The sequence below is a fragment of the Sediminimonas qiaohouensis DSM 21189 genome, assembly GCF_000423645.1.
GTDB classification, from domain to species: Bacteria; Pseudomonadota; Alphaproteobacteria; order Rhodobacterales; family Rhodobacteraceae; genus Sediminimonas; species Sediminimonas qiaohouensis.
On record NZ_AUIJ01000011.1, the window covers coordinates 1 to 19643 of the forward strand.

Annotated in this window: 24 protein-coding genes; 12 read left to right on the top strand and 12 right to left on the bottom strand. The window is 58.5% G+C overall.

The window, feature by feature from the left end; translation table 11 throughout:
- Window positions 1-375: adenosylhomocysteinase (locus G568_RS18660; RefSeq protein ID WP_037374016.1), on the bottom strand; the 375-nt coding region annotated here is incomplete at its 3' end.
- Between the two features lie 109 nt (window positions 376-484).
- Between G568_RS18660 and G568_RS0110495 the strand changes: the two genes are divergently transcribed.
- Window positions 485-1078 (top strand): HD domain-containing protein, encoded by a 594-nt coding sequence (locus tag G568_RS0110495; RefSeq protein ID WP_037374017.1) that lies wholly within the window; start codon window positions 485-487, stop codon window positions 1076-1078.
- Here G568_RS0110495 and G568_RS0110500 read toward each other — a convergent pair whose 3' ends face one another.
- Window positions 1079-1642 (bottom strand): nucleotide exchange factor GrpE, encoded by a 564-nt coding sequence (locus G568_RS0110500; RefSeq protein ID WP_026757994.1) that lies wholly within the window; start codon window positions 1640-1642, stop codon window positions 1079-1081.
- Between the two features lie 9 nt (window positions 1643-1651).
- Window positions 1652-2716, bottom strand: coding sequence for a heat-inducible transcriptional repressor HrcA (hrcA, locus tag G568_RS0110505; protein WP_026757995.1), 1065 nt, complete (start codon window positions 2714-2716; stop codon window positions 1652-1654).
- Window positions 2717-2828: 112 nt separating this feature from the next.
- Between hrcA and rph the strand changes: the two genes are divergently transcribed.
- From rph to G568_RS0110525, 4 genes are read left to right on the top strand one after another with little or no spacing between them, the layout of a single operon-like run.
- Window positions 2829-3551, top strand: a complete 723-nt coding sequence (gene rph / locus G568_RS0110510) for a ribonuclease PH (protein ID WP_026757996.1) — start codon at window positions 2829-2831, stop codon at window positions 3549-3551.
- Window positions 3538-4149, top strand: coding sequence for an RdgB/HAM1 family non-canonical purine NTP pyrophosphatase (rdgB, locus tag G568_RS0110515; protein ID WP_026757997.1), 612 nt, complete (start codon window positions 3538-3540; stop codon window positions 4147-4149). The genes rph and rdgB overlap by 14 nt, the downstream gene beginning before the upstream one ends.
- A complete protein-coding gene (hemW, locus tag G568_RS0110520) occupies window positions 4142-5299 on the top strand; it encodes a radical SAM family heme chaperone HemW (protein WP_026757998.1) in 1158 nt (385 codons plus the stop codon). Before rdgB ends, hemW begins: the two co-directional genes overlap by 8 nt.
- Window positions 5300-5302: 3 nt before the next feature.
- Window positions 5303-5656: a YbaN family protein gene (locus G568_RS0110525; RefSeq protein ID WP_026757999.1), complete on the top strand. Its 354-nt coding sequence runs from the start codon at window positions 5303-5305 to the stop codon at window positions 5654-5656.
- On the opposite strand, the gene G568_RS0110530 is transcribed toward G568_RS0110525, so the two are convergent.
- The 7 genes from G568_RS0110530 to hemJ all read right to left on the bottom strand — a co-directional run bounded on the left by G568_RS0110530 (window position 5646) and on the right by hemJ (window position 13042).
- Window positions 5646-6566, bottom strand: a complete 921-nt coding sequence (locus G568_RS0110530; RefSeq protein ID WP_026758000.1) for a ParB/RepB/Spo0J family partition protein — start codon at window positions 6564-6566, stop codon at window positions 5646-5648. The two genes, G568_RS0110525 and G568_RS0110530, sit on opposite strands and share 11 nt — an antisense overlap.
- A gap of 14 nt (window positions 6567-6580) precedes the next feature.
- Complete coding sequence (locus tag G568_RS0110535; protein WP_026758001.1) at window positions 6581-7390, bottom strand: ParA family protein; 810 nt, start codon at window positions 7388-7390, stop codon at window positions 6581-6583.
- On the bottom strand, window positions 7383-8000 hold the full coding sequence (gene rsmG, locus G568_RS0110540; protein WP_026758002.1) for a 16S rRNA (guanine(527)-N(7))-methyltransferase RsmG: 618 nt from the start codon (window positions 7998-8000) through the stop codon (window positions 7383-7385). Before rsmG ends, G568_RS0110535 begins: the two co-directional genes overlap by 8 nt.
- Window positions 7997-9865 carry a tRNA uridine-5-carboxymethylaminomethyl(34) synthesis enzyme MnmG gene (gene mnmG / locus G568_RS0110545; protein ID WP_026758003.1) on the bottom strand — a complete coding sequence of 623 codons (1869 nt, stop codon included), beginning with the start codon at window positions 9863-9865 and terminating at the stop codon, window positions 7997-7999. Before mnmG ends, rsmG begins: the two co-directional genes overlap by 4 nt.
- A 12-nt stretch (window positions 9866-9877) precedes the next feature.
- Window positions 9878-11164, bottom strand: a complete 1287-nt coding sequence (mnmE, locus tag G568_RS0110550; protein ID WP_026758004.1) for a tRNA uridine-5-carboxymethylaminomethyl(34) synthesis GTPase MnmE — start codon at window positions 11162-11164, stop codon at window positions 9878-9880.
- A gap of 29 nt (window positions 11165-11193) precedes the next feature.
- Window positions 11194-12474, bottom strand: coding sequence for a transcription termination factor Rho (rho, locus tag G568_RS0110555; protein ID WP_026758005.1), 1281 nt, complete (start codon window positions 12472-12474; stop codon window positions 11194-11196).
- A 118-nt stretch (window positions 12475-12592) separates the two neighbouring features.
- Window positions 12593-13042: a protoporphyrinogen oxidase HemJ gene (gene hemJ, locus G568_RS0110560; protein ID WP_026758006.1), complete on the bottom strand. Its 450-nt coding sequence runs from the start codon at window positions 13040-13042 to the stop codon at window positions 12593-12595.
- A gap of 419 nt (window positions 13043-13461) precedes the next feature.
- Here hemJ and G568_RS0110565 point away from each other — a divergent pair, with 419 nt between their 5' ends.
- Genes G568_RS0110565 through dnaQ form a run of 4 tightly spaced genes read left to right on the top strand, consistent with a single transcriptional unit; the run spans window position 13462 to window position 16163 of the window.
- Window positions 13462-14061 carry a Maf family protein gene (locus G568_RS0110565; protein WP_026758007.1) on the top strand — a complete coding sequence of 200 codons (600 nt, stop codon included), beginning with the start codon at window positions 13462-13464 and terminating at the stop codon, window positions 14059-14061.
- Window positions 14058-14891, top strand: coding sequence for a shikimate dehydrogenase (locus G568_RS0110570; protein ID WP_026758008.1), 834 nt, complete (start codon window positions 14058-14060; stop codon window positions 14889-14891). The genes G568_RS0110565 and G568_RS0110570 overlap by 4 nt, the downstream gene beginning before the upstream one ends.
- Complete coding sequence (coaE, locus tag G568_RS0110575) at window positions 14888-15478, top strand: dephospho-CoA kinase (RefSeq protein ID WP_026758009.1); 591 nt, start codon at window positions 14888-14890, stop codon at window positions 15476-15478. Before G568_RS0110570 ends, coaE begins: the two co-directional genes overlap by 4 nt.
- Window positions 15471-16163 (top strand): DNA polymerase III subunit epsilon, encoded by a 693-nt coding sequence (dnaQ, locus tag G568_RS0110580; RefSeq protein ID WP_026758010.1) that lies wholly within the window; start codon window positions 15471-15473, stop codon window positions 16161-16163. Before coaE ends, dnaQ begins: the two co-directional genes overlap by 8 nt.
- On the opposite strand, the gene secB is transcribed toward dnaQ, so the two are convergent.
- Together secB and G568_RS0110590 are read right to left on the bottom strand one after the other, a co-directional pair.
- The gene (secB, locus tag G568_RS0110585; protein WP_026758011.1) at window positions 16160-16660 is read right to left on the bottom strand and encodes a protein-export chaperone SecB; all 501 of its coding nucleotides are present in this window, start codon (window positions 16658-16660) and stop codon (window positions 16160-16162) included. The genes dnaQ and secB overlap by 4 nt on opposite strands.
- 57 nt (window positions 16661-16717) lie before the next feature.
- On the bottom strand, window positions 16718-17224 hold the full coding sequence (locus G568_RS0110590) for an FxsA family protein (RefSeq protein ID WP_026758012.1): 507 nt from the start codon (window positions 17222-17224) through the stop codon (window positions 16718-16720).
- 108 nt (window positions 17225-17332) lie between these two features.
- On the opposite strand from G568_RS0110590, the gene G568_RS0110595 reads away from it, so the two are divergent.
- From G568_RS0110595 to G568_RS0110605, 3 genes are read left to right on the top strand one after another with little or no spacing between them, the layout of a single operon-like run.
- Entirely contained in the window at window positions 17333-17992 is a 660-nt protein-coding gene (locus G568_RS0110595; RefSeq protein ID WP_026758013.1) for a Tim44/TimA family putative adaptor protein, read from the top strand.
- Complete coding sequence (gene mltA / locus G568_RS0110600) at window positions 17989-19026, top strand: murein transglycosylase A (RefSeq protein WP_026758014.1); 1038 nt, start codon at window positions 17989-17991, stop codon at window positions 19024-19026. Before G568_RS0110595 ends, mltA begins: the two co-directional genes overlap by 4 nt.
- Window positions 19023-19607 carry a Smr/MutS family protein gene (locus G568_RS0110605; protein ID WP_026758015.1) on the top strand — a complete coding sequence of 195 codons (585 nt, stop codon included), beginning with the start codon at window positions 19023-19025 and terminating at the stop codon, window positions 19605-19607. The genes mltA and G568_RS0110605 overlap by 4 nt, the downstream gene beginning before the upstream one ends.
- Window positions 19608-19643: the final 36 nt, after the last annotated feature.

Consider the following 19643-nt stretch of genomic DNA (forward strand, 5'->3'; position numbering starts at 1 on the left):
CATGTTCGCCGTGCCCTCGGAAAACTGGAAAATCCGGTCGCAGTAATCCCAGTATTCCTCAAGCGTCTCGCCCTTCACCGCGAACACGGGCGTGCCGCCCTCGGCGATCGCCGCCGCAGCGTGGTCCTGCGTCGAGAAGATGTTGCACGACGCCCAGCGAACATCCGCCCCGAGCGCAACAAGCGTCTCGATCAGAACGGCCGTCTGGATCGTCATGTGCAGGCTACCCGCAATCCGCGCGCCCTTCAGCGGTTGCGCGCCTGCAAACTCCTCCCGAAGCGCCATCAAACCAGGCATCTCCGTCTCAGCAATCGCCAACTCCTTGCGACCATAAGCCGATAGTGAAAGATCCTTGATTATGTAATCCGTGGTCATTGGCCGCGCTCCTTGGAAAAAACTTGTTTGACCGAGCAAATAGCATTGGCGCATTTGAACGACAACACGGAACGAGACCGCTGCCGGAGCGCAGCAAGGAGAAGGCGCGATGAAGAGTAGAAGAGCCTGGCAAAGAATGCTCTCAGGGCGCAGGCTGGATCTGCTCGATCCGACGCCGATGGATGTCGAAATCGAAGATATCGCGCATGGCCTGGCATTTGTCGCGCGCTGGAACGGGCAGACCAAGGGCGACTTCCCCTATTCCGTCGCCGAGCATTCGCTACTGGTGGAGACACTTTTTTCCCGCATCGCGCCGCGCAGCCCGGCCAAATGGCGGCTTGCCGCGCTACTGCATGACGCGCCGGAATACGTGATCGGCGACATGATCAGCCCGGTCAAGGCCGCCGTGGGGCCCGGATACGAAGAGCTGGATGCGCGCCTTGCCAGTGCAATTCGGATCAGGTTCGGCCTTCCTGCATCGCTGCCGGACACCGTCAAGCGCAACATCAAGAAAGCGGATCGGCTAAGCGCATGGATGGAAGCCACTGAAATAGCAGGGTTTTCCAAGAGCGAAGCGACCAAGTTCTTTGGCAAGCCGTCCATGGATACCGTTGGTGATCTGACTATTCGGCTACGCGCGCCCCGCGATGTGCGCGCAGAGTTCACTGCGCGTCACAACGCGTTGCTCAAGGAGATGGGGTGATCATTCCTTGGGTGTGGACGAGACCCCAACCTGTGCCGGCCTGAGCAGGCGATCGTGCAGAAGGAACCCTTCGGCGGATACCTGAATGATGTCTCCCGCGATGGTGTCGGGGACCGGCGCTTCAAACATGGCCTGGTGCAGTTGCGGATCGAAGGCGTCACCGACCTGCGGCGAGATAAGCTCGATTCCATGCTTCTTGAACACGTTGAGCAGCTCCCGCATGGTCAATTCGACCCCTTCGAGGAGCGGGCCGAATGCTTCGCGCTGCTCGTCGGTTGCCGCGTCGAGCGCCCGTTTGAGGTTATCGTAAACCGGCAGCATGTCGCGCGCCAGCTTTGAGCCGCCGTATTGCTCGGCTTCTCGCCTATCCTTTTCGGACCGCTTGCGTGCATTCTCGGCGTCGGCCAGCGCCCGCATGAAGCGGTCGCGGTAATCGTCCCGCTCAGCGCGCAAGCTGTCGATCTCGATTTCTTCTTCGTCCGGCTCGGCCATCTGGCCTGCGTATTCCTCGGACTCTGCAGTATCGATATCGTCAAGAAAATCGTCGTTCTTCGGTTCTGCCATATTCCACCTCTAGCTCCGGTCGGAGATCAGTTTTCCAACCAGTTGCGCCGTGTAGTCCACGATCGGCACAATTCGTCCATAGTTCAGGCGCGTCGGGCCAATGACGCCGACTGCGCCAACAATCTTTCGATCGGCGTTCATATATGGAGAGACCACCAAAGAGGAACCCGAAAGTGAGAAAAGTTTATTCTCCGATCCGATAAAAATGCGCACACCGTCGCCCTGTTCGGCCAATTCAAGAAATTCGGCGATGTCGCGCTTGCGCTCGAGATCGTCAAACAGGCTTCGTATGCGCTCAAGGTCCTCTTCGGTGCCGTCTCCGCTAAGAAGATTCGCACGGCCGCGCACGATCAGGCGCTCCGTGTGCTCGCCCTCGTCATCCCAGACCGCAAGGCCGCTTTTGACCAGGTCCTGCGCCAGCGTGTCGATTTCCTGGCGGCGAGCCTTGATTTCGCGGCGCATCAGGCCCTGCAAATCGCTGAGCGTCTTGCCCTCAGCCAGGGCATTCACGAAATTCGCCGCCTCACGCATCGCCGAGGGCGTCTGACCCGCCGGCGGCGTGAACAAGCGGTTTTCAACGTGCCCGTCTGCGAAGACGAGCACGACCAAGGCCCTGTCCGAGCCCAGGCTGACAAACTCGACATGCTTGATCGGCGCTTCGTGCTTGGGCGCCAACACCAAAGAGGCACCCCGGGTCACGCCCGACAGTGCCGTGCTTAACCGATCCAGCATGCCGCTGACGTCCTGGGAGTTGCTGCCAAGGGTATCGTCGATCTTTTGCCGGTCCCCGACATCCAGATCGCCCACCTCCAGCAACCCATCGACAAACATGCGCAGGCCGGCCTGTGTGGGGACGCGCCCGGCGCTGATATGGGGGCTTCCGAGCAGGCCGAGATGCTCCAGGTCCTGCATCGCGTTGCGGATGGTGGCGGCGCTCACCTTTTCGTTCATCACGCGACTGAGCGTGCGACTTCCAACAGGATCGCCGCTTGCAAGGTATCCCTCCACGACGCGCCGGAAAACTTCGCGCGACCGATCGTCCATCTCGTTTATGATATTGGAACTGTCACCCATGCCTGTATCCTGTTCGGGGCGCCATTAAAGGCCTTCACACCAAAAGGTCAATCGGGGTTGCGCCCTGTGCCTGACTGGCTGTATCCCCGCCCTGAATTTACAGGGGACTTACATGCGACCTTCGGGAAGAAACTTAAGTGATATGCGCCCGGTTTCAATCGAAACCGATGTAACGAAACACGCAGAAGGGTCCTGCATGATCCGCGTGGGCGATACGCATGTTCTATGCACCGCCTCGGTAGAGCCGCGCGTGCCGCCGTTCCTCAAAGGCAGCGGCTTGGGATGGGTCACGGCGGAATATGGTATGCTGCCCCGCTCGACCGGGTCGCGCATGCGCCGCGAGGCAACCGCGGGCAAACAAGGTGGGCGCACCGTCGAAATCCAGCGCCTGATCGGCCGATCGCTGCGGGCCGGCGTGGATCGGGTAGCAATGGGTGAGCGGCAGATAACCGTGGATTGCGATGTGATCCAGGCGGATGGCGGTACGCGCTGCGCTGCGATCACTGGCGGTTGGGTGGCGCTCCGCCTCGCGGTCGGCCGCCTCATGAAGGCCGGGGACCTGACGAGCGATCCGCTCATCGAGCCTGTTTCAGCCGTTTCTTGCGGCATTTATGCGGGACAGCCGGTGCTTGACCTGGACTATCTTGAGGATAGCGAGGCAGGCGTAGACGGGAACTTCATCATGCTGGCCAGCGGCAAACTGATCGAGGTCCAGATGTCAGCCGAGGGATCCACCTATACGCGCGCGCAGATGAACGAACTGCTCGATCTGGCGGAAAAGGGCGTCGCGGAATTGACCCAGGCGCAAATGGCAGCGGTCGATGCGACGTCTTGAACAGGGCGAAACCCTGCTGGTTGCCACGCACAACGCCGGCAAACTGGAAGAAATCGCCGCATTGTTGGGGCCCTATGGCATCGCGGTGATCGGCGCAAAGGACCGGGGCCTCGCAGAGCCAGACGAAACCGAAACCACCTTTGTAGGCAATGCCCGCATCAAGGCACATGCCGCCGCGAAAGCAACCGGCCTGCCCGCCCTTGCCGATGATAGCGGGCTTGAGATAGATGCCCTGAATGGCGCGCCGGGGGTCTATACCGCGGATTGGGCCGAAACAGACACTGGGCGCGATTTTGTCCTCGCGATGACGCGGGTTCATAATGAACTAAGCAAAAGCGGCGCGCCGCAACCTTGGACGGCCCGGTTTCGCTGTACCCTTGTGCTCGCATGGCCCGACGGTCATGATGAGGTGTTCCCGGGCTATATCGATGGTCGGATCGTTTGGCCAATGCGTGGCGATCAGGGGCATGGATATGACCCGATATTCCAAGCTGATGGTTATAGTATAACGTTCGGAGAAATGGATCGCTGGGAAAAGAACCGCATCAGCCATCGCGCAGATGCGTTCACGAAATTCACGCAGGCATGCCTTGGTTGACGATTGGAAAAATGGCGGTTTCGCCATCTATGTTCATTGGCCCTTCTGCCAGGCCAAGTGCCCCTATTGCGACTTCAACAGCCATGTTTCACGTGAAATAGACCAGGAACGCTGGAAAGCGGCGTATCTAGCCGAGATTGATCGCTACGCGGCGCAGACGCCGGATCGGGTGCTGACATCTGTGTTCTTCGGCGGCGGCACGCCAAGCCTCATGGACCCGGACGTCGTTCACGCGATCCTTGATCGTATCAGGTATCACTGGCCCGCAGCGAACGATCTCGAAGTGACCCTGGAGGCAAACCCCAGCTCAGTCGAGGCGTCGCGTTTTCGTGGTTATGCGGCGGCGGGAGTAACCCGAGTTTCCATGGGGATTCAGGCACTAAACAACGCCGATTTGCAACGTTTGGGTCGCCTTCACAGCGTCGAAGAGGCAATCGCGGCCTTTGCTATCGCGCGCGAACAGTTCGACCGCGTGAGCTTTGACCTGATTTATGCCCGGCAGGATCAAAACCTTGATGCTTGGCAACAGGAGCTGGAACAGGCCCTTTCCATGGCCGTCGATCACCTGTCTCTCTATCAACTGACCATCGAAAGCGGCACCGCCTTTGGTGACAGGTACGATCGCGGCAAACTTCGCGGCCTGCCGACAGACGATTTAGCTGCCGATATGTACCATGCCACGCAGGAAATATGCCAATCCGCTGGGTACGACACCTACGAGGTTTCCAATCACGCCCGGCCCGGATGCGAGTCGCAGCATAACCGGGTTTACTGGCGTTATGGCGATTTCGTCGGCATTGGACCTGGCGCGCATGGGCGCCTCTCGATTGGCGGCGGTAGGTTCGCGACCGTTGCGCATAGCGCCCCTGGGCGCTGGCTTACAGCCGCAACAGATGGCAGCACCGAGCTGCACCGAGAGCCGATCTCGCGCGAGCATCAAGCAGACGAATTCCTGATGATGGGGCTGCGGCTATCTGAAGGCATTGATACGGAAAGGTACGCGGCGCTTGCCGATCGGGCCCTGCCGACAGAAAAACTGCAACATCTCTCCGATATCGGTATGGTCGAGTTAATCCCCGGAAACCTCAGGGTCACACCCGAGGGGCGTGCGGTTTTGAACTCGATCACTCGTGAGCTTCTGTCGGGATAGGATATGCGATTTCTGTGGGCAGGTATGGGGTTGGCATGCGTCGCGTTCGGGGCGGCGGGCATGTTCCTGCCGCTATTGCCTACCGTGCCCTTCATGCTATTGGCGGCGTTCTTTTTCGCGCGCTCTTCCGAGAGATTGCACGATTGGCTGTTGAATCACCGGGTTTTCGGGCCACCCATCCTCGAATGGAGCGAGAGAGGCGCCATCAACCCACGCGCCAAACGATATGCGACCCTCTCCATCGGCCTGGTGTTCGTTTTGTCCGTCCTATTCGCACTAAAACCGCTGATACTGCTTATACAGGGACTGATTTTGCTATGCGTGCTCGCCTTCATATGGTCGCGGCCTAGCGCGTAGCCGACAACATTCGGCACAACTCATCAAGTTCATCCAGCGTCGAGTAGCCAATGGTTACGCGACCGGATTCCTTGTTCTCGTCATGTTGAATGCTGACTCGCATCCCCAGAGCGGCAGAAAGATCGCCCTCAAGCGCCTTGGTGTCCGCGTCCTTACTGGGCTTTTGCCCCTTCCCTGCCGCCTTTTGTCCGCCCTGCGGCGTCTTGGCATCACTGGCGGCCTTGCGAACAAGGTTCTCCGTCTCCCGAACCGACAGTCCGGAACTGACTACCTTTTTCGCCAGCGCCACAGGGTCATCCGCGGTAATCAGGGCGCGCGCATGCCCCGCTGATAACTTGTTGTCGCGCAAATAGGCTTGCACCTCGTCCGGCAACCCCAGAAGGCGCACAAGATTTGCGATATAGCTTCGGCTTTTGCCCAGGACATCCGATAACTTTTCCTGGGTATGGCCAAACTTCTCCATCAGCTGACGATACCCGGCCGCCTCTTCGATCGGGTTGAGGTCAGCACGCTGGATATTCTCGATAATCGCGATCTCGAGCACCTCGGTATCGTCAAAATCGCGCACAAGGATAGGCAATTCGTGCAGCTTCGCCATCTGTGCGGCACGCCAACGGCGCTCGCCGGCGACGATTTCGAACGATCCGTCTTCTCCGGCCCGAGCGCGGACGATCAGGGGCTGAATGACCCCCTTTTGCCGAATGGACGCAGCCAGCTCTTCAAGATCACTGGTGGTGAAGTTGCGGCGCGGCTGATCGGGGTTTGGGTGCACCTTTTCGATCGGCACAATACGATCGGCCTGTCCACCGGAGGCGGCTGGGGTTGCAGCCTCTTCAGCCTGGCTTACATCAGCCATAAGCGCCGACAAGCCGCGACCCAACCCTCGGTTCTTGTGCTTTTTCTCAGACATCTCGAATTCCTGTATCAGGCCGGAATGCCGGCATGTTTTTCAAGCAGCTCTTTGGCCAGTGCGATATATGCATGGGCGCCCTTGGATGCCGGATCATAATCCAGAACAGGCTGCGCATAAGACGGCGCCTCGGATACGCGCACATTTCGCGGAATCACCGTCTGACAAACCAAGTCGCCAAGGTTGTCCCGTGCATCCGCCTCCACTTGTTGGGAAAGGTTATTGCGGGCGTCATACATCGTCAGAAGCACCCCTTCGATGCGTAAATCCGGATTGGCCGTTTGCCGCACCTCCCGGATTGTCATCAATAGCTGCGATAACCCCTCTAGCGCAAAGAACTCTGATTGAAGCGGTATCAGAACGGAATGGGCCGCCACCATAGCATTGACCGTCAAAAGGCTTAGCGACGGGGGGCAATCGATAAGCACATAGTCAAACTCGTACGCATCCATCGCATGCTGACGCAGGGAGTCATGCAGCAGATAGCTTCGCTTTTCGTTCGCCACCAATTCAATGTCGGCCGAGGACAAATCGACGGTCGCGGGAACAATATAGAGGTTCTCCGTCTTCGTTGGCTTGATGACCTCACTCAGCGCAACATCGTCAACAAGCAAGTCATATGTCGTGTACTCGCGCGCCGACGCCTCGACACCCAGCCCCGTCGAAGAGTTCCCCTGAGGATCAAGATCCACGATCAGCACCCTATTCCCGAGCGCCGTGAGGGCCGCCCCCAGGTTGATCGTCGTTGTCGTCTTGCCAACGCCGCCTTTCTGGTTCGCAATCGCAATCAGGCGTGGCCCCCGCGGGCGGGTCGGATCAGACACGAATGAGCCCTCCAATCTTTAGAATAACGGCGTCCTCATCTGTTTCGCTCTTTATTGCCTCATAGTCAAATGCCCATGCAGCCTGTGCCGCCTCCACCTCTGCGCGCCATCGCGCCCCCTTGGGGAAAAGGCAGATCGCATTAGGTGCCATGTGCCGCTCTATCAGCTCAAACAGCTTACTCAGAGGCGCCAGAGCGCGCGCGGAAATGACATCCGCCCCTTGCGGAGGCACGTCTTCGATCCTCTTGGCAACAACCCTTGCGTTCAGGCCGGCCTGCCGCACCACTGTTCTTAGGAACTCCGCTTTTCTGACATCGCTCTCAACAAGGGTGACGGACCTGGGTGCGTTTATTTCATTGGACATCGCGGCAATGACAAGGCCGGGGAACCCGCCGCCGCTTCCGATATCCAACCAGAGGTTCGCAGGGCTATCGCACAGCCGCAACAGCTGTGCAGAATCGTGGATGTGGCGTTCCCACAAATCGCCAAGCGTGGTTTTTGAAACCAGGTTTATCCGCGGGTTCCATTTTTCAAGAAGGTCGGCGAGAACCCTTAGCCGGTCCATTGTTTCACGTGAAACACTCAGCCCTTTTGAGGGGTCGCCGCTCATGCGGACCTCTCGCAGTTTTCTTGCTTGAGGTGCACAAGCAAAAGAGCAAGAGCCGCCGGCGTCATCCCGTCTATGCGGGCAGCTTGGCCAAGATTGGCGGGGCGCGCCAGCTCAAGCTTCGCTCGAATCTCGTTTGAAATACCCTGCAACCGGGAAAAATCAAAGTCGACAGGTATCTTATGTTGCTCGTCCCGCTTAAGCGCCTCAACGTCACGCGCCTGCCGCGCGATGTAGTTCGCGTATAGCGCATCTTTCTCGAGTTGCGTGCGTGATTCGGCATCCACCACATGCAGATCGGGCCAAAGCGTCAGAAGACTGCCGAAGTCCACATCCGGAAACGCCAAAAGCTGAAATGCGGTACGGCGGGTGCCGTCTTGATTGACCTTGAAGCCAGCATCAGACAGCGCCTTCGGCGTAAGGCTTCGGTCATCAAGGAGTGCTCGGGCCGTCTCGAGCCTGCTGATCTTGTCCGTAAACAATTTTTGCCGCTCCACCCCGACGCATCCAATCTCGATCCCGCGCGCGGTCAGCCTTTGATCCGCGTTGTCGGCCCTGAGGGACAACCGAAACTCCGCGCGGGATGTAAACATCCGGTATGGCTCGCTAACGCCTCGCGTCACCAGATCGTCAACCATCACGCCAATGTAGCTATCCGACCGGCTGAAGTTTACGGGCGTACGGCCAAGCGAGTAACAAGCCGCGTTCAGGCCGGCGACCAACCCTTGTGCGCCAGCCTCCTCATATCCGGTTGTTCCGTTGATCTGCCCGGCCAGGTACAGTCCGACAACCGACTTCACCCCAAGCGAAAGATCCAAAGCGCGCGGGTCAACGTAATCGTATTCAATCGCATAACCCGGTTGACGGATTATCGCGTTCTCAAGCCCGGCAATCGATTGGACGTAAGCCTCTTGAACCTCCTGCGGGAGTGAGGTGGAAATGCCGTTCGGATAGACCAGGTCGCTTTCCAATCCCTCCGGTTCCAAGAATATCTGGTGAGAGTCCTTGTCGGCAAACCGGACAATCTTGTCCTCGATCGAGGGGCAGTAACGCGGTCCCACACCGTCTATATGCCCACCATACATTGCCGACCGCTCCAGGTTGTCCCGGATAATTTCGTGGGTCTTCTTGTTGGTCTGCGTGATCCCACACGACACCTGACGCGCCTGAACGCCTTTGGACATAAAGGAAAACAGCGTCGGATCATCGTCTCCTGGCTGACTATCAAGACGATCCCAATCTATGCTTCTCGAATCGATGCGCGGCGGAGTTCCTGTTTTTAGTCGCCCGAGTTGAACCCCGAACTGATCAATCCTCTGGGCGAGCTTGACCGAAGGACGCTCGCCCATTCGCCCGCCCTCATGACGTGTGTCGCCAATATGGATAACACCGCGCAAGAAGGTTCCGGTGGTAAGGACAACCGCACGCGCCGAGATTTCCGAGCCGTCGCCAAGAACAACCCCCGCCACGTCCGGGCCATCAAAAAGGAAATCGATAACCTCCCCGCACAGGATCCTCAGGCCGTCAGTCGCCTTCATCTCCGACAGCATTGTTGTACGGTATATTTCGCGGTCACATTGCGCGCGCGGGCCTTGAACCGCGGGCCCCTTGCGCCTGTTGAGCAGACGAAACTGTATGCCCGCCGCATCGGCCACGCGCCCCATGAGGCCATCCATGGCGTCGATCTCGCGGACCAGGTGGCCTTTCCCCAGCCCGCCAATCGCCGGGTTGCAGGACATGACACCGATCCCGGCCTCATCCAAGGTCACAAGCGCGGTCTGTGCACCCACACGCGCAGCCGCGTGTGCCGCTTCGGTCCCCGCATGACCGCCGCCAACAACGATGACATCGAAATCGGTTTGTTTCACGTGAAACACTCCTTACTTCCCGAGGCAGAAACTCGAGAATATCTCATCAAGAACACTCTCAATATCCACACGCCCAATCAGCGCTTCGAGCGACCGAATTGCCGATCGTAGCTCCTCGGCCGCCAAATCCGTACTTTCCGGTCCCGATGAAATCAGGTTCTCGGCAGATTCGATACACTCCATTGCGCGCACCATCACATGGCGATGCCGCTCTCGCGTCGCAATACCCGCGCCCGCGACGCACTCAGAAAGATGAACGTTGATTGCTTCTATCAGCTCGTCAATACCCTCGCCGGTTACACCGGACACCGCGCCAGTCTTGACTTTGCGTTGGTCCGCCTTGGGCCGAAGAACAATATCCCCTTCAACAGGAGAAAGGTCCAACACTTCATCTTCCTCCTGCAGAAAAACACGCAAGTCAGCCCCGCGAGCGCGGTCAATGGCTCGCTGAATGCCGATGCCTTCAACTTTATCGGTGGTGTCGCGCAGCCCAGCAGTATCAAGAAACGTAACCGGAAGCCCGCCGATATCCATCCGCACCTCGATCACATCGCGGGTCGTGCCGGCAATTTCCGATGTAATCGCAGCATCGCGCCCCGCCAAGCGATTCAAGAGAGTCGATTTGCCAACGTTCGTTGCGCCAACAATCGCAACCTCGAAACCATCCCGAATGCGCTCTGCTGCCGCAACGCCTTTGATCTGAGTGCTTAACCCGCGCGTCACCTCAGCAAGCAAGTCCCTGACCTCGGGGCTGACGTCAACCGGCACATCCTCATCCGCGAAATCGATCGTCGCTTCCAGCAACGCCGCCGCACGAATAAGGTCGCGCCGCCATGCTTCGGTCTGAGCTGTCAGGTCGCCTGAAAAGACGCGCAACGCCTGTCTTCGCTGCGCCTCGGTTTCCGCATCGATCAGATCGGCCAGCCCTTCGACCTCGGAAAGATCAAGGCGCCCGTTCTCAAGCGCACGGCGAGTAAATTCCCCCGGCTCGGCTTGACGCAAGCCCTCGATCTTGGAAAGCGCGCGCAAGACAGATCCGATAACGGCACGGCTGCCGTGCACATGAAACTCCACGACATCTTCGCCGGTAAAGCTTGCCTTATCACCGAAAGAAATCACCAGCGCACGGTCAAGAACCGCGCCGTCGTTGTCTTTCAACGCGCGCAAACTGGCCATACGAAACGGCGGTAAGGTCCCGCAAAGGCGCGTGGCCGCGCCATGTGCCGACGGGCCTGACAGCCGGATCACCGCAACACCTGACTTGCCTTGTACCGTGGCAAGCGCAAAAATCGTATCCATCGTCGGCTCCATACCGCAGAAGCGGATACCTAGGTGTTCATGGAATCGAAGAATTCCGAATTTGTCTTGGTTTGCTTCAGCTTGGACAGCAAGAACTCAATTGCGTCCGTCGTACCCATCGGGTTGAGGATTCGGCGCAAGACAAAGGTTTTCTGAAGATCGGCCTTCTCGATCAGAAGATCCTCTTTCCGGGTGCCGGATTTCAGGATATCGATAGCCGGGAATACCCGCTTGTCCGCGATCTTGCGATCAAGGACCAGTTCGCTGTTGCCGGTGCCCTTGAACTCTTCGAAAATCACTTCGTCCATACGGCTCCCGGTATCGATCAGTGCAGTCGCGATGATGGTGAGCGATCCACCCTCTTCCACGTTCCGCGCCGCGCCGAAAAACCGTTTTGGACGCTGCAACGCGTTCGCATCGACACCACCGGTCAGAACCTTGCCCGACGATGGCACCACCGTGTTAAAGGCCCGGCCAAGTCGCGTGATCGAATCCAGCAAAATGACCACATCGCGTTTGTGCTCGACCAGGCGTTTGGCCTTTTCGATAACCATTTCCGATACGGCAACATGCCGCGTTGCCGGCTCATCGAAGGTCGATGAAACCACTTCGCCCTGCACGGACCTTTGCATATCCGTCACTTCTTCGGGGCGCTCATCAATCAGCAGAACTATCAAGTAGCATTCCGGATGGTTTTGCTCGATCGAGTGGGCAATATTCTGCAATATCACCGTCTTACCTGTCCTGGGCGGCGCCACGATAAGCGAACGCTGCCCCTTGCCGATCGGCGCAACCAGGTCGATCACGCGCGCCGTACGATCCTTGATCGTCGGGTCTTCGATTTCCATCTTCAGTCGCTCGTCGGGATAAAGCGGCGTCAGGTTTTCAAAGGCGATCTTGTGACGGGCCTTGTCCGGCTCCTGGAAATTGATCTTTTCCGCTTTCGTCAGCGCAAAGTAACGCTCGTTCTCCTGCGGCGCCTTCATAACGCCTTCAATGGTGTCACCAGTGCGAAGAGCGTGATGGCGGATCATCTCGGGCGAGACATAGATATCATCCGGGCCCGGCAGATAGTTCGCTTCGGGGGATCGGAGAAAACCAAAACCGTCCTGCAGCACTTCCAGAACGCCATCGCCGCCGATTTCCCATTCATCCTCGGCCATCTCCTTGAGGATCGAGAACATCATGTCGCCCTTGCGCATGGTCGAGGCGTTCTCGATCTCGAGTTCCTCGGCCATTGCCAACAGGTCTTTGGGGCTCTTCAGTTTTAGCTCGGACAGGTTGAGCCGCTCGATCACATCGCTCGTCATGGGGATATCCTGGGCCGGGTCGCAGTCGCGCGGATTGGCCGATTTTGGTGTGAAAACGTGCATCCGGACGGATGACAGCACAGCATGTACGCAAATCACGGTCCGCTGTCAATTGCGCTTAGAACTTGAGGACAACCGACAACACAATGATCACCATCAGGATAGTCGGCACCTCGTTCATCATGCGAAACTGGCGCCCGGTGCGCGTGTTCCGCCCCGCGGCGAAATCCTTGCGCCGCACGGCAAGCCACATGTGAAACCAGGTTAATACGATTACCGCGATACCCTTTGTCCATGGCCATATCGAAGACCAGTCGATGATCCCCGGCGTCATAACCAGCATTAGGCCAAGCACCCATACCGCTATCAAGGATGGGTTCATAATCAGCTTCAAAAGCTTGTGTTCCATCACCAGAAACACATCATCACGAGCATCGCCCGGTTGCGACCTTTCGGCGTGATAGACGTACAGACGGGGCAGATAGAAGATACCTGCCATCCAAGTGATGACCGCCATGATGTGAAACGCCTTCACCCATGGGTATATCATGATCAAGTAGTCGGTCATCGCGTCTCCTCGTGTAACGGTCCCACCTAATCAATAAATATGAATATAGAAAGGTTGTAGTTTATGTAGGGAGTATAACAACCTTTGGATTATCCAGTTTTTCGCAAGTTGTCCTCAGCAAGAAATCAGCAGTTCTGCGCTGTTGACAGAATTTGAAACATTCACCGAACATCAATAATTTAAAGTAATAAAAACAAATAGTTATAATAGAGAAAGTAATACTTGAACCTGTGGATAATCCCTGTATGAAGTTGCTCGACCTGAAGTAATCAACAACATCCGATTTCTCCCACACACAAGTGGAAAACCGGCGCACGGTTCAGGTGGATTGATCGCTTTTCCGATGATACGCCAAATCCCGGGCAGAACTCCCGCAAAACAAGCCAACCCTCCGCAGACTTACCCACCGGATTATACCCATGTCTCAGCCAATCATCCTTGCCTCCGGCTCCGTGATCAGGCGGCAGCTCCTTGAGAATGCGGGCGTGGCATTTGATGTGCAAAAGCCTCGCGTCGACGAGGTTGCGTTAAAGGCGGCCATGAGGACCGATCAGGCCAAGCCGCGCGATATCGCCGACGCACTGGCCGAAGCGAAGGCGCGGCGCATCAGCGCCAAGATGCCGCATGCGCTGGTCATCGGATGCGACCAGGTGTTGCAGCTTGGGGATGATATCCTGTCCAAGCCCGACACCATGGAAACGGCCAAGGACCAACTGCTTGCCTTACGGGGACGGCAGCACACCCTTCTTTCCGCCGTTGTGATCTATGACGATGCTGCACCCGTCTGGCGTCATGTCGGTCAGGTCAGATTGCACATGCGCGATTTTTCCGACAGCTTTCTTGACGAGTATCTTGACCGCAACTGGCCAGCCGTTCAGTCATCGGTCGGTGCTTATCAAATCGAGGGTGAGGGTATACGCTTGTTTTCAAAGATCGAAGGTGACTACTTTACCGTTCTGGGGCTGCCTTTGCTGGAGGTAGTGATGTATTTGACCCAGCGTGGAGATTTGAAGGCATGACACAAGAGAAAATCCCGTTGGCCGGTGTGATCGGATCGCCGATAGCGCACTCAAAATCACCACAACTGCATCGCCATTGGCTGCGTCACTATGGTCTGCCGGGATACTATATCCCCATGGATGTCAGCGCCGACGACCTCGCCACGGTAATCCATGCCCTTCCGCGTGCCGGGTTCGTGGGCGCGAACATCACCGTGCCACACAAAGAAGCGATCATGGAGATCGCCGATCTGGCCACCGATCGCGCAACCCTGATCGGGGCGGCCAATACGCTGAAATTCCGGTCGGACGGCAAGATCCACGCCGATAACACCGATGGCTATGGGTTCATCGAAAACCTGAGACAGGGCGCGCCGGACTGGGATCCGAAAGCGGGACCAGCCGCCGTTTTGGGTGCAGGAGGCGCCGCACGCGCCGTTGTGGCCGCGCTGTTGGATGCGGGCGTGCCGGAAATTCTGATTGCGAACCGAACGCGCGTACGCGCCGAGGTGCTGCAAAAGGACTTTGGCACGCGCCTCAAGGTGGTCGAGTGGGTTCAGGCCGGCAATATGCTGGAGGACGCGACCACGGTGGTGAACACGACTTCCCTCGGGATGATGGGCATGCCGGCCCTGCGCGTCCCACTTGATGGATTGCAGCGCGGTGCAACCGTTACCGATCTGGTCTACGCGCCACTGCAAACGCGGTTTTTACAAACGGCCGAGGAAATGGGCTGCGTCACTGTTGATGGCTTGGGTATGTTGCTTCATCAGGCGGTTCCGGGTTTTGAGCGGTGGTTCGGCACCCGGCCCGAGGTGGATGCCGCGGCACGGGCAGCTATTCTGCGATGACGTTCAAGCTAGGCCTCACCGGCTCAATCGGGATGGGGAAATCGACGACGGCTGAGCTATTTATGCAAAATGGATGCGATGTTTGGGATGCCGATGCTGCAGTTCATCGCTTATACAGCGCGGGCGGCCGTGCCGTTGAGCCGGTCGGGGCGGAGTTCCCCGATGCAATAGTCGATGGCGAGGTATCTCGTGATCAATTGCGCAAGATAATCGCCGAAAACCCGGATGCCTTGCGCCGCATTGAAGAGATCGTGCACCCCCTTCTGTCGCATGACCGGGCGGATTTCGTAGCGTCCGCCAGCAATGATATTCTGGTGTTCGATATCCCGCTGTTGTTCGAAACCGGAGGCGACGCCAATATGGATGCAGTCGTTTGCGTGACGGTCCCGGAAGAGGTTCAGCGCGCGCGCGTCCTGGAGCGCGGAACGATGGACGAGGCACAATTCGACTCCATAAAGGCCAAGCAAATGCCCAGCGACGAAAAATGCAAGCGCGCGGATTATGTTGTAGAAACAGATACCTTGGATCATGCCGCCGCGCAGGTCCGTGCTATCGTAAATGATATTCGGAGGGGTCGAGATGCGTGAAATCGTGCTTGATACCGAAACCACCGGCTTTGATCCCGAGAGCGGCGATCGCATCGTCGAAATCGGGGCGGTGGAGCTCCATAATCACATGCCGACGGGCCGGACGTTCCATGAATACATCAACCCGCAACGCCCCATGCCGCAATCCGCGTTCGAGGTGCATGGCCTGGGGGATGATTTCCTGCGCGACAAGCCTTTATTTCACCTGATCGCCCCGGCGTTTGTGGACTTTGTCCAGGATGCCAAGCTCATCATTCATAATGCGGCGTTTGATATGAAATTTATCAACGCCGAATTGCAATTTTGCAAAATGCCGGCGATCCCATGGGAACAGGCCATTGATACGCTCGCCATCGCGCGAAAACGGTTCCCCGGCTCGCCTGCCACGCTGGATGCGCTGTGCCGCCGTTTTGGCATAGACAATTCGTCGCGCACGCTGCACGGCGCCCTTCTCGACTCCGAGATACTGGCCGAGGTTTACTTGGAACTGATTGGCGGCCGGCAGCCCGACTTTGGCCTATCCACCGCAGACACAAGCGGGCAAACCCAAGAGGTTCAGTCGCAATGGCGCCCGTCCGCGCGGCCAACACCCTTATCGCCGCGCATCACCGAGGAAGAGGCCGCCGCCCACGATGCATTGATCGAAAGCATGGGCGACGGCGCACTTTGGAAAAAGCAGGGTTAAGCGTCCGGCGTCTCGGGTGCTTGTTCACCCTGCTGCGCCTTACGCCGCGCCAGTTCGTTGCGGTATAGTTGCACGAAGTCGATATTGTCCAAGTTGAGAGGTGGGAAGCCGCCATCGCGTGTCACGTCCGACACGATGCGCCGTGCGAACGGGAAAATCATGCGCGGGCACTCGATCAGAAGGAAGGGGTGCAGCTGATCCTCCGGCACGCCTTCGATGTGGAACACGCCGGCATATTCCAGCTCCAGCAGGAACATCTTGTCGCCGGTATCCTTTGCCGATGAATCTACGACCATCTTCATAAGGACTTCGTACTGGTTCTCGGTGCTGCGCTTCTTGGCATCAAGGTTGACCTGAACGCTGACATCGGGCTGCACCTCACCCGAGCTGCCCTTTTGCGACAAGATGTTTTCAAAGGACATATCCCGAATATACTGCGTCAGGATATTCATCTTGATCTGCGGCGCTTCCGCTTGTCCGTTGCCGTTCTCGGCCATCGTATTTCTCCAGAAGAATTGACTTTGGCGTTTATCTAGCAGGATGCCCAGAGGGCCTCAATGCCTTGTCCATCCTGATTGGCCGCGCGGCGGGATGTCGTCTGGGTCCAGCTCTTCGTACTCGCCCTCGATGACGTCGGGCCGCTTTGAATGCGTCCGCCGGGTGCGCGGGTCGTTGGGGTGTGCGCCCGGTGAGGGGCGTTGTCCAAATTGGTGCACGCGAACCCGCGAGCGAAGGAACAAGAAGACCGCCGCGCGGAAGGCGGGAATAAGCAGGCCGAGACCAAGCGCATCGGTGAAAAACCCGGGCGTCAGCAACAGCACCCCAGCAACCAGGATCATGGCGGCATGGGCCAGCGGCTCTGTCGGGTCCTGCATTTCAGAGAACGAGCGTTGGAGGTTCCCCATGGCCAAACGCCCCTGCGTCCGCATCAGCCATGTGCCGATAAACGCCGTCAGGATGACAATACCAATCGTTGGCATGGTGCCAATCGCGCCGCCGACCTGGATGAACAGGGCGATTTCGATGATTGGCACCGCGACGAATGCCACAAACAACCACATGGCTGACCTCTTGCAATCTGTTGCCTGTGCGGTGGACTTGGCCGCACACGTCACCTACATAGGAAACATAAAGCGTCGTTACCATGCCCCGCTCTTCGAGAGGACGATATGAATTCTCCCATTATTCAGCTTCTGGTTCTTGCCGGCATCGCTGTTTTTCTGATCCTGCGGCTGAAAAGCGTTCTGGGAACGCGTGACGGCTTTGAGAAGGAACCCGAACCGCGCACCCCAAAGATCGATGCGCGACGTGCCGAGTTCGAGGTAATCGAGGGCGGCCCGGATCGCGATATCATCGATCATGTGCCCGAAGGCAGCGATGAGGCGAAAGCCTTGGCCGATATGAAGCGCGTGGAGCCGGATTTCAGCGTGAGCGAATTCCTTGGCGGCGCGCGCGGCGCTTACGAGATGATCCTGATGGCGTTCGAGCGCGGCGAGATGGAAGAGATCCGCTCGTTCCTGGCCGAGGACGTGTTCGAGTCGTTCGCCGAGGTTGTCGAGGCGCGCAATCAGCAGGGTCTGACAATCGAGGCCGAGTTTGTAGGCGTCCGCGAGATGCACATCCATCGCGCGACCTTCGATGCCGAGACGCGCCTGGCCGAGATCACGGTTCGGTTCGTTGGCGAGCTTACCTCGGTCGTGCGGGACAAGGACGGGCAGATCGTCGAGGGTAAACCGAGTGAGATCAAGCGCCAGAAAGATATCTGGACCTTCGCGCGCACGCTGGGGTCCGATGATCCGAACTGGCAATTGGTCGCCACGGGCGAATGATCCGGGCGTTTCGGGCCTGTCTGCTTGCCGGTCTCATTCTGTCGGGATCGGGGGTGATGTCCGAGACGAAGATCAAGGTTCTGGATTTCACGGAATTGGACGGCTGGGCCGAGGATGATCATGCCGCGGCGCTGGAGGTATTCCGCAATACCTGCACCGATCTGAAGGCGCCCGATTGGGCCGCCTTGTGTGCCGTCGCGCAGACGCAGGCAAAGGGGCGTGAGTTTTTCGAATTGTTCTTTCGCCCGGTTCTGATCGAGGATGGGGCGCCTGCCCTTTTCACCGGGTATTTCGAGCCGGAGTTGCAGGGATCGCTGACGCGGACGGGGCGGTTTCGCTACCCTGTCTACGGGATGCCCCCCGAGGCGCGGCGGGCGGAGGTTTGGAAAAGCCGGCGGGAGATCGAGGAAACCGGCGTAATGGAGGGGCGCGGCCTTGAGATCGCGTGGGTCGATGATCCGGTCGATCTGTTCTTCCTGCAGATCCAGGGATCGGGGCGAATCAAGCTACGCGACGGATCGATGCTCAGGGTCGGGTATGCCGGATCGAACGGGCATAAATACAAGTCAATCGGGATGGAGCTGATCCGGCGGGGGGTTTATGACCGGCACCAGGTTTCCGCGCAGGTGATCCGCAACTGGGTGTCTCGAAATCCGCAGGAGGGGCGAGAGCTTCTCCATCATAATCCGTCCTTTGTTTTCTTCCGCCGGGTCAGCGAGGTGCCGCCGGACAAGGGGCCGCTGGGGGCGATGAACCGCTCGATCACGGCGGGGCGGAGCGTGGCGGTCGATCCGGAATTCACCCCCCTCGGCGCGCCGGTCTGGATCGAGAAGGAAGGCGAGCATCCCCTGCGGCGGCTGATGGTGGCGCAGGATACCGGATCGGCGATCAAGGGGGCGCAGCGGGCGGATGTTTTCTATGGCACCGGGGATGCCGCCGGGCGGCGGGCCGGGAAGATGAAGGATGGCGGCCGGATGGTGGTCCTGATGCCGATCCAGCGGGCCTATGCGAGCCTGTATCGGGGGGTGAGATGAGCCGCCGGAAATTGAGGCCCGAAGAGATCGAACTATGGCGGCAGGTGGCCGAGACGGCGGAGAGACTGCATCCGGAAAAGGGCCGCAATGAAGGACCGAAGCCGCGGCCCAAGCCGGAGAAGAAGCCGGCCCGGCGCATTGATGGTTTTACTGTGGGACAGAACACCCAACCCTTTGCGAGGACAAGTAAAAACCTATCTCCGACCCTGTCGGAAGAGCTGCGCAGCGCGCCCGTTCGCATGGACAAGAAGGCGTTTACCAAGCTCAGGCGCGGCAAGTTGCGGCCCGAGGCGCGGATCGATTTGCACGGCATGACGATGGACCGGGCGCATGGCGCGCTGACGGCGTTTATCCTGAAATCGCAGGCACAGGGCAGGCGGCTGGTACTGGTGATCACGGGCAAGGGCAAGGAGCGCGACAGCGATGGCCCGATCCCGGCGCGACGCGGGGTGTTGCGCCACCAAGTGCCGCATTGGCTATCGGTGCCACCGCTGGCGCAGGCCGTGTTGCAGGTAAGTCAGGCGCATATCTCGCACGGGGGCGAGGGCGCGTATTACGTGTACTTGCGACGGGGGCGGTAGCGGACGCCCTGCCGCTGCTAATTCGCGCGGGAGCAT

Coding starts and splice junctions, on each gene's coding strand:
- G568_RS0110495 (WP_037374017.1), top strand. CDS start 485: ATGAAGAGTAGAAGAGCCTGGCAAAGAATGCTCTCAGGGCGCAGGCTG.
- G568_RS0110500 (WP_026757994.1), bottom strand. CDS start 1,642: ATGGCAGAACCGAAGAACGACGATTTTCTTGACGATATCGATACTGCA.
- hrcA (WP_026757995.1), bottom strand. CDS start 2,716: ATGGGTGACAGTTCCAATATCATAAACGAGATGGACGATCGGTCGCGC.
- rph (WP_026757996.1), top strand. CDS start 2,829: ATGCGACCTTCGGGAAGAAACTTAAGTGATATGCGCCCGGTTTCAATC.
- rdgB (WP_026757997.1), top strand. CDS start 3,538: ATGCGACGTCTTGAACAGGGCGAAACCCTGCTGGTTGCCACGCACAAC.
- G568_RS0110525 (WP_026757999.1), top strand. CDS start 5,303: ATGCGATTTCTGTGGGCAGGTATGGGGTTGGCATGCGTCGCGTTCGGG.
- G568_RS0110530 (WP_026758000.1), bottom strand. CDS start 6,566: ATGTCTGAGAAAAAGCACAAGAACCGAGGGTTGGGTCGCGGCTTGTCG.
- rsmG (WP_026758002.1), bottom strand. CDS start 8,000: ATGAGCGGCGACCCCTCAAAAGGGCTGAGTGTTTCACGTGAAACAATG.
- mnmE (WP_026758004.1), bottom strand. CDS start 11,164: ATGGATACGATTTTTGCGCTTGCCACGGTACAAGGCAAGTCAGGTGTT.
- rho (WP_026758005.1), bottom strand. CDS start 12,474: ATGACGAGCGATGTGATCGAGCGGCTCAACCTGTCCGAGCTAAAACTG.
- hemJ (WP_026758006.1), bottom strand. CDS start 13,042: ATGACCGACTACTTGATCATGATATACCCATGGGTGAAGGCGTTTCAC.
- G568_RS0110565 (WP_026758007.1), top strand. CDS start 13,462: ATGTCTCAGCCAATCATCCTTGCCTCCGGCTCCGTGATCAGGCGGCAG.
- G568_RS0110570 (WP_026758008.1), top strand. CDS start 14,058: ATGACACAAGAGAAAATCCCGTTGGCCGGTGTGATCGGATCGCCGATA.
- coaE (WP_026758009.1), top strand. CDS start 14,888: ATGACGTTCAAGCTAGGCCTCACCGGCTCAATCGGGATGGGGAAATCG.
- dnaQ (WP_026758010.1), top strand. CDS start 15,471: ATGCGTGAAATCGTGCTTGATACCGAAACCACCGGCTTTGATCCCGAG.
- secB (WP_026758011.1), bottom strand. CDS start 16,660: ATGGCCGAGAACGGCAACGGACAAGCGGAAGCGCCGCAGATCAAGATG.
- G568_RS0110590 (WP_026758012.1), bottom strand. CDS start 17,224: ATGTGGTTGTTTGTGGCATTCGTCGCGGTGCCAATCATCGAAATCGCC.
- G568_RS0110595 (WP_026758013.1), top strand. CDS start 17,333: ATGAATTCTCCCATTATTCAGCTTCTGGTTCTTGCCGGCATCGCTGTT.
- mltA (WP_026758014.1), top strand. CDS start 17,989: ATGATCCGGGCGTTTCGGGCCTGTCTGCTTGCCGGTCTCATTCTGTCG.
- G568_RS0110605 (WP_026758015.1), top strand. CDS start 19,023: ATGAGCCGCCGGAAATTGAGGCCCGAAGAGATCGAACTATGGCGGCAG.